Origin of the sequence: Nissabacter sp. SGAir0207, from assembly GCF_005491205.1 — a bacterium.
Classification (GTDB): domain Bacteria; phylum Pseudomonadota; class Gammaproteobacteria; order Enterobacterales; family Enterobacteriaceae; genus Chimaeribacter.
Genome location: NZ_CP028035.1, coordinates 1,803,479 through 1,819,504, shown reverse-complemented (window position 1 = coordinate 1,819,504; position 16,026 = coordinate 1,803,479). Strand labels below are relative to the sequence as shown.

Annotated in this window: 21 protein-coding genes; 6 read left to right on the top strand and 15 right to left on the bottom strand. The window is 60.1% G+C overall.

Translation table 11 applies throughout. The annotated features are described in order from the left end of the window. Nucleotides 1-531 precede the first annotated feature (531 nt). Complete coding sequence (locus C1N62_RS07845) at nucleotides 532-780, top strand: hypothetical protein (RefSeq protein ID WP_137763099.1); 249 nt, start codon at nucleotides 532-534, stop codon at nucleotides 778-780. Nucleotides 781-831: 51 nt separating this feature from the next. Here the strand turns inward: C1N62_RS07845 and C1N62_RS07840 are convergent, their stop codons facing one another. The 3 genes from C1N62_RS07840 to C1N62_RS23170 all read right to left on the bottom strand — a co-directional run bounded on the left by C1N62_RS07840 (nucleotide 832) and on the right by C1N62_RS23170 (nucleotide 2,022). Next, the gene (locus C1N62_RS07840; RefSeq protein ID WP_137763098.1) at nucleotides 832-1,263 is read right to left on the bottom strand and encodes an OsmC family protein; all 432 of its coding nucleotides are present in this window, start codon (nucleotides 1,261-1,263) and stop codon (nucleotides 832-834) included. 298 nt (nucleotides 1,264-1,561) lie between these two features. Then, the gene (locus C1N62_RS07835; protein ID WP_137763097.1) at nucleotides 1,562-1,762 is read right to left on the bottom strand and encodes a hypothetical protein; all 201 of its coding nucleotides are present in this window, start codon (nucleotides 1,760-1,762) and stop codon (nucleotides 1,562-1,564) included. Between the two features lie 98 nt (nucleotides 1,763-1,860). Further along, nucleotides 1,861-2,022, bottom strand: a complete 162-nt coding sequence (locus tag C1N62_RS23170; protein WP_168195835.1) for a hypothetical protein — start codon at nucleotides 2,020-2,022, stop codon at nucleotides 1,861-1,863. 181 nt (nucleotides 2,023-2,203) lie between these two features. Here C1N62_RS23170 and C1N62_RS23165 point away from each other — a divergent pair, with 181 nt between their 5' ends. Next, on the top strand, nucleotides 2,204-2,362 hold the full coding sequence (locus C1N62_RS23165; RefSeq protein WP_168195834.1) for a hypothetical protein: 159 nt from the start codon (nucleotides 2,204-2,206) through the stop codon (nucleotides 2,360-2,362). 57 nt (nucleotides 2,363-2,419) lie between these two features. Here the strand turns inward: C1N62_RS23165 and C1N62_RS07830 are convergent, their stop codons facing one another. The 5 genes from C1N62_RS07830 to C1N62_RS07815 form a co-directional block, all read right to left on the bottom strand. Then, nucleotides 2,420-2,866 (bottom strand): YcgN family cysteine cluster protein, encoded by a 447-nt coding sequence (locus C1N62_RS07830; RefSeq protein ID WP_137763096.1) that lies wholly within the window; start codon nucleotides 2,864-2,866, stop codon nucleotides 2,420-2,422. 91 nt (nucleotides 2,867-2,957) lie between these two features. Beyond that, a complete protein-coding gene (locus C1N62_RS07825; RefSeq protein ID WP_137763095.1) occupies nucleotides 2,958-3,614 on the bottom strand; it encodes a fumarylacetoacetate hydrolase family protein in 657 nt (218 codons plus the stop codon). A 56-nt stretch (nucleotides 3,615-3,670) separates the two neighbouring features. Beyond that, nucleotides 3,671-4,747 (bottom strand): lytic transglycosylase domain-containing protein, encoded by a 1,077-nt coding sequence (locus C1N62_RS07820; RefSeq protein WP_137763094.1) that lies wholly within the window; start codon nucleotides 4,745-4,747, stop codon nucleotides 3,671-3,673. A 46-nt stretch (nucleotides 4,748-4,793) separates the two neighbouring features. Continuing rightward, the gene (locus C1N62_RS23160; protein ID WP_168195833.1) at nucleotides 4,794-4,964 is read right to left on the bottom strand and encodes a hypothetical protein; all 171 of its coding nucleotides are present in this window, start codon (nucleotides 4,962-4,964) and stop codon (nucleotides 4,794-4,796) included. A gap of 135 nt (nucleotides 4,965-5,099) precedes the next feature. Beyond that, nucleotides 5,100-5,372, bottom strand: coding sequence for a YcgL domain-containing protein (locus C1N62_RS07815; RefSeq protein ID WP_137763093.1), 273 nt, complete (start codon nucleotides 5,370-5,372; stop codon nucleotides 5,100-5,102). Nucleotides 5,373-5,507: 135 nt separating this feature from the next. On the opposite strand from C1N62_RS07815, the gene minC reads away from it, so the two are divergent. Genes minC through minE form a run of 3 tightly spaced genes read left to right on the top strand, consistent with a single transcriptional unit; the run spans nucleotide 5,508 to nucleotide 7,297 of the window. After that, nucleotides 5,508-6,188: a septum site-determining protein MinC gene (gene minC / locus C1N62_RS07810; RefSeq protein WP_137763092.1), complete on the top strand. Its 681-nt coding sequence runs from the start codon at nucleotides 5,508-5,510 to the stop codon at nucleotides 6,186-6,188. A 23-nt stretch (nucleotides 6,189-6,211) separates the two neighbouring features. Next, nucleotides 6,212-7,024, top strand: a complete 813-nt coding sequence (gene minD, locus C1N62_RS07805; protein WP_137763091.1) for a septum site-determining protein MinD — start codon at nucleotides 6,212-6,214, stop codon at nucleotides 7,022-7,024. Between the two features lie 3 nt (nucleotides 7,025-7,027). Further along, entirely contained in the window at nucleotides 7,028-7,297 is a 270-nt protein-coding gene (gene minE, locus C1N62_RS07800; RefSeq protein ID WP_137763090.1) for a cell division topological specificity factor MinE, read from the top strand. A gap of 277 nt (nucleotides 7,298-7,574) precedes the next feature. Here minE and rnd read toward each other — a convergent pair whose 3' ends face one another. From rnd to C1N62_RS07775, 5 genes are all read right to left on the bottom strand, one after another. Then, nucleotides 7,575-8,696: a ribonuclease D gene (gene rnd, locus C1N62_RS07795; RefSeq protein ID WP_137763089.1), complete on the bottom strand. Its 1,122-nt coding sequence runs from the start codon at nucleotides 8,694-8,696 to the stop codon at nucleotides 7,575-7,577. 78 nt (nucleotides 8,697-8,774) lie between these two features. Continuing rightward, nucleotides 8,775-10,463 carry a long-chain-fatty-acid--CoA ligase FadD gene (fadD, locus tag C1N62_RS07790; protein WP_137764950.1) on the bottom strand — a complete coding sequence of 563 codons (1,689 nt, stop codon included), beginning with the start codon at nucleotides 10,461-10,463 and terminating at the stop codon, nucleotides 8,775-8,777. A gap of 183 nt (nucleotides 10,464-10,646) precedes the next feature. Next, complete coding sequence (locus C1N62_RS07785; RefSeq protein ID WP_137763088.1) at nucleotides 10,647-11,249, bottom strand: Slp family lipoprotein; 603 nt, start codon at nucleotides 11,247-11,249, stop codon at nucleotides 10,647-10,649. 61 nt (nucleotides 11,250-11,310) lie between these two features. Continuing rightward, nucleotides 11,311-12,009 (bottom strand): tRNA (adenosine(37)-N6)-threonylcarbamoyltransferase complex dimerization subunit type 1 TsaB, encoded by a 699-nt coding sequence (gene tsaB / locus C1N62_RS07780; RefSeq protein WP_137763087.1) that lies wholly within the window; start codon nucleotides 12,007-12,009, stop codon nucleotides 11,311-11,313. 65 nt (nucleotides 12,010-12,074) lie between these two features. Then, the gene (locus C1N62_RS07775; protein ID WP_137763086.1) at nucleotides 12,075-13,988 is read right to left on the bottom strand and encodes an ATP-dependent DNA helicase; all 1,914 of its coding nucleotides are present in this window, start codon (nucleotides 13,986-13,988) and stop codon (nucleotides 12,075-12,077) included. A gap of 150 nt (nucleotides 13,989-14,138) precedes the next feature. On the opposite strand from C1N62_RS07775, the gene C1N62_RS07770 reads away from it, so the two are divergent. Beyond that, nucleotides 14,139-14,483: a RidA family protein gene (locus C1N62_RS07770; protein WP_137763085.1), complete on the top strand. Its 345-nt coding sequence runs from the start codon at nucleotides 14,139-14,141 to the stop codon at nucleotides 14,481-14,483. 54 nt (nucleotides 14,484-14,537) lie between these two features. Here the strand turns inward: C1N62_RS07770 and C1N62_RS07765 are convergent, their stop codons facing one another. Both C1N62_RS07765 and pgl read right to left on the bottom strand, forming a co-directional pair. After that, nucleotides 14,538-15,179: a bifunctional 4-hydroxy-2-oxoglutarate aldolase/2-dehydro-3-deoxy-phosphogluconate aldolase gene (locus C1N62_RS07765; RefSeq protein WP_137763084.1), complete on the bottom strand. Its 642-nt coding sequence runs from the start codon at nucleotides 15,177-15,179 to the stop codon at nucleotides 14,538-14,540. A gap of 149 nt (nucleotides 15,180-15,328) precedes the next feature. After that, entirely contained in the window at nucleotides 15,329-16,024 is a 696-nt protein-coding gene (gene pgl, locus C1N62_RS07760) for a 6-phosphogluconolactonase (RefSeq protein WP_137763083.1), read from the bottom strand. Nucleotides 16,025-16,026 lie beyond the last annotated feature (2 nt).

Genomic DNA, 16,026 nt, shown 5'->3' with positions numbered 1-16,026 from the left:
TCCCGCAGTACCTGAAAAAAATAGCCCGCCCAAGAGCGGGTTTTTCTTTGCCTATTTTTTACCTAAAATCCGCTTCTCAGACACGGCATAATTCTCATAAAAATTTAAAATTCAAATAGTTATTGCTAATTAAATAACAAACGTTATTATTGCGCGGTGATTATTAACCCCTTTAAATAATCACGCTATAGGATACCTCTTGTAGCGGATAATCTATCCGGCCCGCATCATGCGGGCTTTTTTTGAGACTTCTACCAGTTTCAATCCGGCTACCGGCTGGCTACTATCATGGGGTGGGCGCAGATCCACTTCTAATGATCGGTACTATCCCTACGCCCGCTATCCGTTGTGGGCTTTTTTCTTTCTACTCCCCGCCATTTGCTTTCATTCCCACGCTTCTGCTGGGCCGAGCTTCTGCGTCTCCATCGCGCGCGATTACGCCTTTTTACGTATTTTGTCAAATCATATCTTCAATTGAACCGATAAATATCAGGCATATACTTCGTGCCGGATTCTATGGAGATAACAACAATGCTAAGAGATCACCTGCACCTCACCGAACAGGATACGCTGGAACAGATCCACCATACCCGCCTGCCCAATCAGGGCCAGGAGGAGATCACGGTCTACCAGATCCGCAATGGCGCTGGACGCATTACCGGCACTGTTTCGGTCTTTGATCGATTGAACACGCGCCGCTCCTACCCGGTGGATGTACGCATCACCCAGCAGGACGTAGAGGGAAGAGTGGTCGTGGATAAGCTGACGGATCGGCTATAGGCCGCAAGGCTGGCAGAGACTGCCCCGCCCAAGCGGACGGGGCGGCAGGGATCAGTTGTGCAGTTTGTAGTCGAGCGTAATGTCCGCGTTGATCAGTTGTGACACCGGACAGCCCGCCTTCGCTTTATTGATCAGGGACTCAAACTCCCCCTCCTCAATGCCCGGCAGCTTCACTTCGCTCTGGAGCGCCACTTTCGTGATTTTGTAGCCCTCACCCACTTTGTCCAGTGAGACATCCGCAACGGTATCGATGCTCTCCGGCGTATAGCCCGCTTCACCCAGGATCAGTGACAGCGCCATAGAGAAACAGGCCGAGTGCGCGGCCCCGATCAGCTCTTCCGGGTTGGTACCCGGCTTGCCCTCAAAACGGGTATTGAAGCCATACGGCTGCTGGTTGAGCGCGCCGCTCTCCGTGGAGATATGGCCCTTACCACGTTTGATGTCGCCTTCCCAATGCGCTTGCCCTTTCTTATGAATGGTCATCGTCGTCCTCCGTTCGGTTATACATAACACTCCAGTGTAGTAGGAAATTTTCAAGATGGTGGGCAACCATGGTGCGCTGCCTGTCCAGCCCACGCCAGCCGCTGGCCCGGCGGTGGCCGGGCTTTGTCACAAAATGTTGCCACCTGCCGCAGGCGACGGCGGTTGGAGCCATTTCTTGCCCTGACTGCGTGAGAAATTTTTATCGTGCTAAGGGGATAAACGGGGAAAAAGCGGGAAAATCATCAGGCCCAGGGATGGGCCTGTGAGGGCGCAGCGTATGCGACACGCATCAGCGGGCTTACTCCACCTGATACGGGTCCTCTTTATCATCATCGCTGTCATCCCGTTTTCTGGGGATCTCCCCCTCTTCATCCGGCGGCGTATTGACCGGGATGTCATCCTCTTCATAAGGATTGGGGACGTGAGGCGCATCTTCCGGCAGGCCGTGGTTTTCATGATCGTCCGGGAATGGCGCATTGTGATCGGGGCGTTCAGACATTGCATTACCTCCATTTACCCAACATAGGTTAATGAAGTATAGACTCTTTTCAGGCCCCCGTTTTCCTGCCTACGCCTGCTGGCCGCTCGGCCGACTCCCTAGCGGGGCCGCCGGCGGGCCGAGGCCAGACTGAACCATGCACACAGCGCCGCAAAGAAGAAGAGAATCAACGCATGCAGCCACAGGCCGGAGATGACCCGCATGATGGCACCGATCAGGAATGCCAGCGCAAATATCGCGAACAGGATGACTTTATTCATGCTTCCCTCTCTTGATGGCCTTGTCTGCGTCAATCATAGCCCGTATGGGAACGTTGTGCCGCCAGACCAGCCACAAAGCCGAGGTTTCCTGTCAGCGATCAGGGATCTTTGCTAAGGTAATGGCGCTTCCGCGCCGAAGGAGCGATTGCCGGGCGGCTATCATGACAATCAAGGAGAGCAGATGTCTACATTCACTATCATTGCCATTCCCCAACTGGTGTTAGCGTGCGCCATGCTGGCGCTGGCGACCACCCAGAAGCAGAGAGCCTTTTGGATTGTAGGGGGCGTGTTCACGGTGTCCGGGATGGTGAATGCCATCATCGGCATTAGCCTGACCTGATTCATCCTGTGTGCCTGCCGGATGGGGGCATCCGGCATCAGCAATCGGGTGCCGGGCTTAGCGCGCCCAGTCAGGTTTGTTCAGGATGTGATCCTGCCAGTCCACCACCTCACTTTCGCGCACGGCAATATTGCGCACTGAGATGCGTTCACCATGCATCGCGGCCTTGGAACCGGTGAGCAGCGGGTGCCAGGGCAGCAGCGTTTTGCCCTCGCCAATCAGGCGATAGGCGCAGGTCGGCGGCAGCCAGTCAAACGTCGTGAGGTTTTCGCGCGTCAGCTTGATGCAATCCTCTTCCAGCTCAAAGCGACGCTCATAGTTGCGGCACTGGCAGGATTTGATATTAAGCTGGTTGCAGGCAACGTTGGTGAAGTAGAGCTCGTCCGTATCCTCATCAATCAGCTTGTGCAGGCAGCACTGCCCGCAGCCGTCACACAACGATTCCCATTCACCGTCCGTCATCTCGGACAAGGTTTTTTGCTGCCAGAAAGGGAGTTGGGACATATGCGATACCTGATAAGTGAAAAGACGCAGCCTATATAGACCCTTTGCGCCCCAGATGCAAGTTTTCCGCCCCCAGCGGGGCGGAAAGCGATCACAGTACGCGGGTGGTCAGGCTGTGGTCGTTGAGGGAGATCTCCAGCGCGTCGCCGGCGGCCAGTGGGCCAACGCCCTCCGGGGTGCCGGTCAGAATGATATCGCCGGGACGCAGGGTGAAGAATTTGCTCATGTAGCTGATGAGCGGCAGAATCGGAGTGATCATGTCTGCGGTGGTGCCCTGCTGGCGCACGTCACCGTTGACGGCCAGTTTCAGCGTGGCCTGTTGCGGGTCACCAAACTCCGCCACCGGGATAAAGCCAGACACCGGGCTGGAGCCATCAAATCCCTTGGCCTTCTCCCACGGCTGGCCGGCCTTTTTGAACTCGGCTTGCAGGTCGCGCAGCGTCAGATCCAGCGCCACGCCATAGCCAGCGATGGCGCTGGCAACCCGCTCTTCACTGGCCTGCTTCAGCGGCGAGCCAATCAATACGGCCAGCTCCACCTCATGGTGCACGGAACCGAACTCTTTCGGTATGGCAATGGGCTGGCGCAGATCGCACAGGGCGGTCTCCGGCTTGATGAACAGCACCGGCTCAGCCGACGCCTGATTGCCCATCTCTTTAATATGCTTGGCATAGTTACTGCCAACACAGACCACTTTACTGACCGGGTAATCCAGCAGACAGCCCTGCCAGTCACGATGTTGATACATGCCCTTCTCCTGCGTAAACACGTTAGCGACCGGCCCATGGTGCGGGCCAGTCCGGGTTACTGGGCCACGCCGTCCGCCATCATGCCGATGCTGAGGGCAAAATAGTAGGAGCGGTTCCAGTGCATAATGGTGCGGAAGTTATCGTAAACCATAAAGGCGCGTCCCTGAAGATCGTCTGGCGTGATAATCCAGGCACGCGTGCCGGCGTCCGGCAGCGGTTTGGCATCCGCTGGCGTCACACCCAGCGCTTGCCAGTCGCTGATTCGCTTCGCCTGATCGTTCTTCAGCCCGGCCAGATCAGCGCTGAAACCGGCGGGCAACCGTACCTCCTGCCCCCAGCCCTGATTGGCTTTCCACCCTTCGGTGGCGAGGTAGTTGGCAGTGGAGGCGAACACATCAGCCCGGTTTTGCCAGATGTCGATGCGGCCATCGCCGTCACCATCCGCGCCGTAAGTCAGGAACGAGGTCGGCATAAATTGTGACTGCCCCATCGCGCCAGCCCATGAGCCTTTCATTTCCGCGGCCGGGATATGCCCCTGCTGGACAATCTTCAGCGCCGCCATCAGCTCCTTGGTGAAGAAGGCCTCACGCCGCCCCTCAAAGGCCAGGGTCGCCAGCGCAGAGATGACATCCTCCTTGCCCTGGATTTTGCCAAAGCTGCTCTCCATCGCCCACAGGGCGACGATATATTGCGGCTGCACGCCATAGCGTTGGCTGGCGGCATCCACTTCCGCCCGGTTCGCCTGATACTGCGTGCGGCCCTGCGCCACTTTCCAGGCCGGCAGGACGCGTTGCAGGTAGTCATCCAGCGTCACCTTCTTCTCCAGCTGGTTGCGATCGGAGGCGATCACCCGGTCAACAAAGTGAATGTTGGCGAAGGCGCTCTCCAGGGTGGCCTCGCTGATCCCCTGGGCACGCGCCTGCTGCTTCAGCTGCTCAACATAGGCCGGGAACTCCGCCGGGTCACGGCCCTGCGCTGCCAGCGTGGTTTTTGCCGGGGGTTTTAGCATCCCGCCGCTGGGCGACGCCGCTGGCGCACGATCCGGGGCGGTGGCCGACGGGGCCGCCGGTGGCTTGCTGGCACAGGCGGTCAGGGTCAGGCCAATCAATAGGGCTACCACGCTCTGTCTCATCACATACTCCTTGGGTCACGGCAGGCAGCAGGCTGCCTGCGGGGCATCACTGCGGGTCTTGGGCGTTCTGGGCCGGTGGCTCGGCGTTGAGCATGCCGCCAGAGGCGGAGGCAGCAGAAGGGGAAGGCGTGGTGTTTTCAGGCGCGGTTTTTTGCGCGGTGGTGCAAGCGGTCAGGGCCAGGGTGCCGAGCAAAATGGCCAATGCGGTCTTTTTCATACGGTTTTCCTTATGGTCTAGTCCAGTGGGGGCGGCGGGGAGACGTGCATCACACACCGCTCCCCGGCCGCCCCCATTCATGCGTCACCGTTCACATTTTCCGCAGAAATTATTCTGCAACAGAATATTTGGCGATTATTCCGGCTTATTATTCAGATGCAGTTTCAATAATGACTCCGGGGGTGGCGGCAATTGTAAATAATAGCCCTGACTGGAGAGAGCTTCGCGTACTTTTTCAATATCGGCACCGGCCAATTTAGTACGGGTGGCCAGATTGATGACCATCGAGAACTGCGGTTGGCCGAAGCTTTTCAACAACTCATCTGGAACGGCGGAGAAATCATCTCTTTTTTCGACGTAGAGATAAGTTTGGTCGCGTTTTGAACTTCTATAAATCATGCAAAGCATTTTTTTAACTCTTTTTAATGGATAGCGTCTCTTGCCTAGATATACCGGTAACTATAACATGCTTCACGTACATCGGAATATCGCCCCCCGGGTGCTGTTCCGGGGATTTACGTTGCTGAAACTGAGTCAGGATAGATGTCACAATCGCCCATTGAGCTAAAAGGCAGCAGTTTTACCCTGTCGGTGGTCCATTTGCACCACGCGCAGCCTGAGGTCATTCGCCAGGCATTGCAGGAGAAGGTAGAGCAGGCACCGGCATTTCTTAAAAGTGCCCCTGTTGTGATCAATGTGGCCTCGCTGAGCGGTGAGGTTAACTGGAAGGAGATACAACAGGCCGTGACGTCCGCGGGCCTGCGTGTTGTCGGCTTCAGCGGTTGCAAGGATGAGCAGCAAAAACGTGCCATCGCCCGCGCCGGGCTGCCACTGCTGAACGAGGGCAAGGGGCCGAAAGCGCCGCCCCCGCCGCCTGTACCCGACAACCTCCCGGCCAAGACGCGCATCGTCCACGCCCCTGTCCGTTCCGGGCAGCAGATTTATGCACGTAACAGTGATTTGATCGTAATCAGCAGCGTCAGCGCTGGCGCGGAGCTGATTGCCGACGGCAATATCCACGTTTATGGGATGATGCGCGGCCGTGCGCTGGCAGGTGCCGGCGGTGATGCGCAGTGCCAGATTTTCTGCACGAATCTTAGTGCTGAGCTCGTGTCGATTGCCGGGCAGTACTGGCTGAGCGACCAGATCCCGCCGGAGTTTTCTGGCCAGGCGGCGCGCCTCAGTCTGATAGATAACGTGTTAACCATCAAACCTTTAAATTAAGCCCTTTCACAAGGAATCTTTTCATGGCACGCATTATTGTTGTTACATCGGGTAAAGGGGGCGTTGGCAAGACCACATCAAGCGCGGCCATTGCTACCGGTTTAGCCCAGAAAGGGAAAAAGACGGTTGTCATCGATTTTGACATCGGCTTGCGTAATCTTGATTTGATCATGGGGTGCGAGCGCCGCGTGGTCTATGACTTCGTGAATGTCATCCAGGGTGATGCCACGCTGAATCAGGCTTTGATCAAGGACAAGCGGACCGAGAGCCTGTTTATCCTGCCCGCCTCCCAGACCCGGGACAAAGACGCCCTGACCCGTGAAGGGGTGGAGAAGGTGCTGAACGATCTGGTGGCAATGGACTTCGACTTCATTCTCTGCGACTCCCCGGCAGGGATTGAGACCGGTGCGCTGATGGCGCTCTACTTCGCCGACGAGGCAATCATTACCACCAACCCAGAGGTCTCCTCGGTGCGCGACTCTGACCGCATCCTCGGTATCCTCTCCTCCAAGTCACGTCGCGCCGAGCAGAACCAGGAGCCGATCAAGGAGCACCTGCTGCTGACGCGCTACAACCCTGGCCGGGTGAACCGCGGTGACATGCTGAGCATGGAAGATGTGCTGGAGATCCTGCGCATTCCGCTGGTGGGCGTCATCCCGGAAGATCAGTCTGTGCTGCGCGCCTCCAACCAGGGCGAGCCAGTCATCCTCGATCAGGACTCCGATGCGGGCAAAGCGTATGATGACACTGTCTCACGCTTGCTGGGCGAAGAGCGCCCCTTCCGCTTTGTTGAAGAAGAGAAGAAGGGCTTCCTGAAACGCCTGTTTGGGGGATAAACCATGGCACTGTTAGACTTTTTCCTGTCCCGCAAAAAATCGACAGCCAATATAGCCAAGGAACGGCTGCAAATCATCGTCGCAGAGCGCCGCCGGGGGGATTCAGAACCCCCTTACCTGCCGGACCTGAAGCGCGATATTCTGGCGGTGATTTGTAAATATATCCAGATCGACCCGGATATGCTGCACGTTCAGTTCGAACAGAAAGGGGACGATATTTCTGTTCTCGAACTTAACGTCACCCTGCCAGAAACGGAAGAACCGCCGAAATAACGCCCCGGGCTTTCCGCTCCCCCTGTGGTTAACGCAGGGGAAAAAATGGCCGCAAACATTATTGCCAACTCCGAGCACTGTACGGACATCCAGCTTATTTTGTTTGCCTCGCCAAATTTCACCGACAATAACCCTGAATCGGGATTAAGACTTATCCCAAATACGCTGGCGACAGCCAACGTTATTCTTACCTTCGCCCCCTTCCGAGCGCCGGCATCCGCATTTCCCTGCATAAATAAATAGGGCCAAAAAGGTCTTCCCCCTTTGGCCAGCTATTTTAGTAGTTCGCCAGAACCGCCATTAATTTCTCTGACAGCAATTGGCCACGCCAGCCAGCGATCAGCTCTGGGCTATTTTCACGCTGCTTTAATCCCCAATGCCAATTCAGCAATTGGTTAATCTGGCGACGTGAGGCCAGCAGTTCGTTGCTCAGCCCACTCTCTGTGCTGACAGACTGGATCACGGCTTTCAGATCCTTGAACGCCTGTTTGTAGCCCGGCTGGTCAATCAGGTTGGCGATCGGCGCGGGCAGCGCCTCCTCTGGCAGCGCGCTGGCCTCTTTCACCAGCTCCAGCAGCGTGCGGCCGTGGTAACGGATCTCTGGCCCACTCAGCCCCAGACTCTCCAGCTCGCCCAGCGAGGTGGGCTGGTAGCGCGCCACCTGCCACAGGTTCTCTTCGCGCACCACAAAGTTGACGGCCAGATCGCGCTGGCGCGCCTGTTGCAGCCGCCAGGAGGCCAACTTTTGCAGGCAGGCCAATTGGCGGGTACGCAACTGCCAGGCGTTGCCAATTTCGCGGTAGGCCAGCTCCGGCTCCAGTACGTCACGGCGGCGGCGGCAGAGTGCGCGGCACTCGTCCAGCGCGGCCTCCATCCAACCAGCATCGATGGTCTCCTGCTCGAGGCGCAGTGCCATCGGCAGCAGGTAGAAGACGTCAGCGGCAGCATAGTCACACTGGCGGCTGCTCAGCGGGCGCGCCAGCCAGTCGGTGCGCGATTCGCTCTTGTCCAGTTCCACACCCATGTACTCCCCCACCAGCTTGGCAAAGCCGCAGGAGAGCGGACGCCCGGTGAAAGCCGCCAGGATTTGCGTATCAATCATCGGCGTTGGCAGCGCGCCAAAGGCATTGAGGAACACTTCCAGGTCTTCGCTCCCGGCGTGCAGGAACTTGATCACCTGTTCATCCAGCAACAGCTCACGGAAGGGTTGCCACTCGGTAATGGGCAGCGGGTCAATGAGCGTCAGCCGCTCGCCGTCAAACAGCTGGATCAGGCCAAGCTGTGGATAGTAGGTGCGGGTGCGCACGAATTCCGTATCCAGGGCGATACGCGCATGGCGGCGGGCCTGGAGGCATACCTCTTCCAGCTCAGAATTGGTGGTGATCAACTGATAATTCAAAACGTCACTCTCTTACGGATAAAGGATCATACATGGCAACGCCGGCACGGGCCGGCGTTGTAAAAGGGTGGAAGCCCGTTATGCGGCGGTGGGCGGTTTCGACTTCATATGCTCATCCCGCAGCGCCCGGCGCAGGATCTTGCCAACGTTGGATTTTGGCAACTCCTCACGGAACTCAATAATTCTTGGCATTTTGTAGCCAGTCAGGTGGCGGCGGCAGTGGGCCAGCAGCTCCTCACGCGTCAGGGAGGCATCTTTCTTGACGATGCACGCCTTGACCGCCTCGCCGGAGGTTTCACTTGGCACGCCAATGGCCGCCGCCTCCAGCACCTTCGGATGCTGCATCAGCACGTCTTCAATTTCATTGGGATAGACATTAAACCCGGAGACCAGAATCATATCTTTTTTGCGATCGACAATCCGCAAGAATCCCTGCTCGTCCACTGTAACGATATCCCCGGTGGAGAGCCAGCCCTCTTTCAGCACCTCGGCGGTGGCCTCTGGCCGCTGCCAGTAACCGGCCATCACCTGCGGCCCGCGGATCAGCAGTTCGCCCGGCTCGCCCATGGCCACCTCCTGCCCCTGATCATCCACCAGCTTGACCTCGGTGGAGGGCACCGGCAGGCCAATGCTGCCGCTGTAGTGTTGCAGGTCATAGGGGTTGCCCGCCACCAGCGGCGCGCACTCGGTCAGGCCGTAGCCCTCCAGCAAATGTTTGCCGGTCAGCTTCTCCCACTTGTCCGCCACCGCTTTCTGCACCGCCATGCCGCCCCCTACGGAAAGGCGCAGCGTGGAGAAGTCCAGCTCGCGGAAATCCTCGTTGTTCATCAGCGCGTTATAGAGCGTATTGACGCCGGTCAGGGCGGTGAAGGGGTATTTCGCCAGCTCCTTGACCATGCCGGGAATATCACGCGGATTGGTGATCAGCAGGTTGCGCCCGCCGCGCTCGACAAACAGCAGGCAGTTCACCGTCAGCGCGAAGATGTGGTAGAGCGGTAGCGCGGTGACCACCAGCTCATGGCCCTCCTGCAACAGCGAGCCATAGGCGGCCTTGGTCTGCTCCAGATTGGCCTGCATGTTGCGGTGGGTCAGCATCGCCCCCTTTGCCACGCCGGTAGTGCCGCCGGTGTATTGCAGGAAAGCCAGATCCTGATTGGTGATGTCCGGTTTCACATATTGCAGGCGGCGGCCGCGTTGCAGCACGCTGCGGAAGGAGATGGCATCCGGCAGGTGATACTTGGGCACCAGCCGTTTGATGTACTTCACCACAAAGTTGACCAGCGTACCCTTGGCAGGCGACAGCTGGTCGCCCATGCGCGTCAGGATCACATGGCGGATGGGCGTGTTGTAGACCACCTTCTCCAGCGTGTGGGCGAAGTTGGAGACGATCACGATGGCGCTGGCCCCGCTGTCTTTCAGCTGGTGCTCCAGCTCGCGCGGGGTGTAGAGCGGGTTGACGTTGACCACCACCATGCCAGCGCGCAATACGCCGAACAGCGCAATCGGGTATTGCAGCAGGTTGGGCATCATCAGGGCAACGCGGTCGCCTTTCTGCAATTTCAGGTCATTTTGCAGGTAGGCGGCGAAGGCGCGACTCAGCTCCTCCAGCTTACGGAAGGTCATCACCTCCCCCATATTGATGAACGCCGGCTGGTCAGCATAGCGGAGCGCCGCATTTTCAAACATCTCAATCAATGAGCCGTGACGATCCGGGTCAATCTCGGCCGGAACATCAGCGGGATACCGTGTTAGCCAAACCTTTTCCAAGGTCATACTCCATCATTATTTGTTGTCGTGGTTGCCGATCTGATACGTCGGTTTAACAAAATTTTAACTCAGCTTCTGGCTGAATTTCTTAAACAATGTTCAGCTTGCGAAGCGGGTCACTTTTTTGCCTCAGGCTGCCGCGATGCCAAAAAATAAGGCGGCTTGCGCCGCCTCTGAGGTGCCCTACTCGGTGACTACGGTCTGCACCTGAGCTGGCTGCGGCGAGTACCAACCGCCCCCGCCATAGAAGCCCGGCCCCCAGCCGGGGCCGCCCCAGCCAGGACCCCAGCCCCACGGGCCGGTTGGGCCTGGCGGCATCACCACCTGCTGTTGCAAGCGCCAGCGCTTGTAGCTGTTGGCATTCATCACCACAAAGGTGTAGTCCGTCTGGCCGATTTTGCCGCGTTCGCTGCCGGTGATCGGGCCGACCACCGTCACCAGCTGGCCGCGCAGGTCAACCGGGTCTACAAAGCCGTTAATGTAAGCCACCACCCGTCCGGTGGAGCGCTCGCCAAGGATGGGCCGCGCCGCCGAGTCCAGCGGTACGGCGGCAATCTCCAGCCGGGTGCGGCGGGGTTCATTGTCCATGCTCACCACCGAGCCGCCAAAGCGCGCCTCCTGGCCGACGTACAGTTGCGGGGCATTCTGTACTGCCGCCAGGTTCTGCTGCGGCGTGGGGGTGGTGCCCTTGATCTCATCAGGGACGCTGACGCAGCCCGACAGCGCCAGCGCCGTCAGGCCAAACAGCGCAACCCGCAGGGGGTGATTGATTAACGGCTTATGCATACCTACTCTCCGGAATGATTCTGACTGTTAGACCTTGTCACCGGGGTAAAGTTGCCGGGTTTCAGCGACCTGGGAGTTTTTTCCAGGTCACCTCATTGCGCAAATAGACCGGCTCGGCCTGTTCAACCGTTACGGTACGCTGCGCCTTCCAGGCTTCCAGCGCCAGCGGCAGCATATCTTCGGCGTGGGGCAGTTGCATGTCGCCATCACGCAGCGTCAACGGCGCACCGGCCACCAGATCAGGATAGCTCGTCCAGCCGGTTCCGGCTGTGGCCCACTCGCCAGAAAGCGCCTGCGCCCGGGCCAGCGCCTGCTCCGGCGTCAGCACCGCCTCACTCTCGCCGCCCTGCCAGATGCCATCGGCATCACGCTGGTAAGCGCCCCAGTAGACCTCGCCCATGCGTGCGTCAATCGCGGTCAGCACGCGCGGCGCGCCGGTGCGGCGGAACGCGCCCTGCGCCATGGTTTGCAGGGTGGAGACGCCAATCATCGGCAGGTCGGCGCCCAGCGCCAGCCCTTGGGCAATGCCAATGCCGATGCGCACGCCGGTAAAGCTGCCCGGCCCACGGCCAAAGGCCAGGGCGTCGAGCTGGCTGAGGGTCAGGCCAGCCTCGGCCAGCACCTGCTCCACCAGCGGCAGAATGCGCTGGGTGTGCTCGCGCGGGCAGAGTTCAAAATGGGCGAGCGTTTCGCCGTGGTTCCAAAGTGCGACAGAACAGGCTTCCGTGGCGGTATCGATGGCTAAAATTCGCGTGGACATGCCAACCTCAGGCAGGAAAAGATGGGGTTTCAATTCAGGGCGCGCATCATACCACAGGGCAGCACTTAATGCTGCCCTGCTTCCCGGCGCAAAAAGGCCATTGCCTGACCGATGTCGCGGGTGCGCGGCGTCGGCGGCAGGCTGTTGAGGAACACCGCGCCATAGGGGCGCATCACCAGCCGGTTGTCACAGATCACCAGCACGCCGCGATCGTCCGTGTCGCGGATCAGGCGGCCCACCCCCTGCTTCAGGGTGATCACCGCCTCCGGCAGTTGCACCTCGGCGAAGGGGTCGCCGCCGCGCAGACGGCAATCCTCAATCCGCGCCTTCAGCAACGGGTCATCCGGCGCGGTGAAGGGCAGCTTGTCGATGATCACCAGCGACAGCGTATCGCCGCGCACGTCCACCCCCTCCCAGAAGCTGCTGGTGCCGACCAGCAGGGCGTTGCCAGCCTCGATAAACTGCTTCAACAGCTGGCCCTTGCTGGTCTCACCCTGTACCAGCACCGGCAGGGTCATGCTGGCGCGGAACTCCTCCGCCAGTTGGCGTAGCATCTGGTGCGAGGTGCAAAGGAAGAAGCAGCGGCCGCCGTTGGCCTCAATCAGCGGTTTCAGCATTCGCGCCAGTTGCCGCCCGCCGCCCGGCTGGTTTGGCTCCGGCAGGAAGCGCGGCACACAGAGCAGCGCCTGACGCGCATAGTCAAACGGGCTGGGCAGCAGCAGCGAATCCGCCGCCTCCAGCCCCAGCCGCGCGGTGAAGTGCGCCAGCTTCTCATCCACTGACAGGGTGGCGGAGGTGAAGATCCAGCTGCCCGGCTTCTCCTTCATCACTTCCGTGAACTTATCGGTGACCGACAGCGGCGTCAGCGCCAGAATAAAGTGGCGCGAGGTGCACTCAAACCAGTAGCTGAAACCGGGCTGGGAGGTCTCCTTTAGCCGCTTCAGGCGTGCGCGATAGAGGGTGGCGCGCTCAAAGGCAGCATCCAGCAGCGCCGAGCGTCCCAGCGACAGCTTGACCACGTCGTAGCACAGTTCGAGGGCGTCATCGAGCAGCACCAGTGCGCGCTGCACCTGCTGGTCCTGCAACGCCTCGCGCAGGTTGCCGCGGTAGCCCGGCTCGCCCAGCGCCAGTCGGAAATCCTGGGCGCTCTGCGCCAGTCGGTCAGCGCTCTTTTGCAGCTGGGCCGAATCACGCACCTCGGTGCGATAGGCGATGGTAATGTCCTTCGCCAAATCGAGCAGCTGGCGGCTCGAGAGTTGCTGGCCGAAATATTGGCTGGCGATGTCCGGGATCTGGTGTGCTTCGTCGAAAATCATCACCTCGGCCGCCGGGATCAGCTCGCCAAAGCCGCCCTCTTTCACCACCATGTCCGCCATGAACAAATGGTGGTTAACCACCACCACATCCGCATCCATCGCCCGCCGACGCGCCTTCACCACGAAGCACTCCTTGTAGAGCGGGCAGTCGCTGCCAAGGCAGTTGTCATTGGTGCTGGTGACCAGCGGCCACACCGGGCTGTCTTCCGCCACGCCCCCACAGTTGCTGATGTCGCCATCCACGGTTTCGGAGGACCAGCGGCGCAGCTGCACCAGCTCCGCCAATGCGGAGTTGGCCAGCTCGCCGCCAGCCAGCGTCTGCTGCTCCAGCCGCTCAAGGCAAAGGTAGTTGGAGCGCCCCTTCAACAGCGCCAGCTTGCCGCTGTAGTCGAGCGCCTTCGCTACCGTCGGCAGGTCACGGCTGTAGAGCTGGTCCTGCAACGCCTTGGAGCCGGTGGAGATGATCACCTTGCGGCCGGCACGCAGCGCCGGGGCGAGGTAGGCGTAGGTTTTGCCGGTGCCAGTACCGGCCTCGACCACCAGCGCCTGCTGTTTCTCTATCGCATGGGCGACGGCGGCCGCCATCTGTTGCTGGGGTTCACGCGGCTTGAAGCCGTGGATATGTTGCGCCAGGGCGCCATCGGGGGCGAAATCGTCGGTCACACTGCCTCTCAGCCGGAAAAAATCAGCGCTGATTATGCCAATCCTTCCCCACGGCTACCACACCCATCTTTGCCACGGCTGTGTTACCCTGTGCCGGTGGCCGGGATTTTCCCCGGCATCCCGTTGAAAACCCAGCCAAAGGAGCTGAGCATGACCATTGAGCGCTATCTGCCGGAGCACCGGATGTCTGAAGCGGCCATCTACAATGACACCATCTACTACACCAGCGTGCCAGAGAATCTGGACGCCGATGCCGAGGCGCAGACCGCCGACGCGCTGGCGGTGATTGACCGGGTGCTGGCGGCACTGGGATCGGACAAGAGCCGCATCCTGGACGCCACCATCTTCTTGGTGGAGAAAAGCGATTTCGACGCCATGAACCGCGCGTGGGACGCGTGGGTGGCGCCGGGTCATGCGCCAGTGCGCTGCACGGTGCAGGCTGGCCTGATGAACCCGAAATATAAGGTAGAGATCAAGGTGATCGCCGCCCGCTGAGTGCGGGCATAAAAAAAGCCATCCCGAGGGATGGCTTGGTTTGGCAAGGCAGGATCAGTCGCGCGCGCCAGCGACGGCTTCACGCGCCAGTTCGGTGATGCGGTCGTAGTTGCCCTCGGCCAGCGCCTCGGCTGGCACCAGCCAGGAGCCACCAATGCACAGTACGCTCTTGAGCGCCAAATACTCCCGGTAGTTCTTGAGCGAGATGCCGCCGGTCGGGCAGAAACGCACCTGCGGGAAGGGGCCGGCGATCGCCTGCAACGCCTTCACGCCGCCATTGGCCTCGGCCGGGAAAAACTTGAACTCGCGCAGGCCGTAGTCCATGCCCAGCATCAGCTCCGACACGGTGCTGATGCCAGGGATCAAGGGCACTGGCCCTTGGGTGGCCGCCTTGAGCAGCGGCTCCGTCAGGCCGGGGCTGATGACAAACTGCGCCCCGGCGGCAATCACCTCATCCAACTGCTGCGGGTTGATCACCGTACCGGCCCCAATGATCGCCTCTGGCACCTCTTTGGCAATCGCCCGGATCGCCTCCAGCGCGCACTCGGTGCGCAGCGTCACCTCCAGCACCTTGACCCCGCCGGCCACCAGCGCTTTCGCCAGTGGCACCGCGTGGCGCAGTTCGTTAATGACAATCACCGGGACGACCGGGCCTGTGGTGAGGATCTGTTCCGCGCTAACTTTCCAGTTGTTCATCCGTTTCACTCCATCTATGCCGCACTGGCATGGTTAAGATAGGGCGCGCCCCTGCCACAGGGACCTGTCAGCGAAGTGACAGGTATCCGACCGCACCTTGTGCCATACAAAACGTCTCCTGCCGACTGGCTATGCCAGTCATGCCGGGGTCAGACTGTCCAACAGACATCCACCGGCGTGTGTTGCTGGTTCAGGATCGCCCGAACCGGCATCTCGTTGACATCGTTGCCCTGCGCGGCGCGCTCGTACAGCTCGCGCTTGGCCTCACCAACCAGATGCAGATAGATATGCCGGCTGTTGAGCAGCGCCGGCAGGCTGAGCGTGATGCGCGCCAGCGGCGCGGTCACGGGGGTCATGGCGAAGCAGAGCTGGCTGGCGTCCAGCGACAGCGCCGCTGGCAAATTGGCGGCGCCAGGGAACAGCGAGGCGGTATGCCCGTCCGCGCCCATGCCCAGCATCACCACATCCGCCGGCCAGGGGAAGAGCGCCAGCGCCGCCTCACTGGCCGCCACCCCCTCTTCCGGGGTGGCCGCGCCATTTTTCAGGCCGATGAAGGTGGCGGCCGCAGCTGGCCCCACCAGCAGCGCCCGGCGAACCAGACGCTCATTGCTGAGCGCATCCTCCGGGGCCACCCAACGCTCATCCGCCAGCGTGATCACCACCTTCTCCCACGCCAGCGGCTGTTGGGCGAGCAGCGCGAAAAAGCCCTCGGGCGTGCGCCCGCCAGAGACCACCAGACTGGCACGGCCCCTCGCCTCGATCCCCTGACGCAGGCTGTCTGCCACCTTGCGCGCCAGACTCTGGTTCAGCGTCTGCGCGCTGGGAAACTCGGCGAAGTGTGCCATGC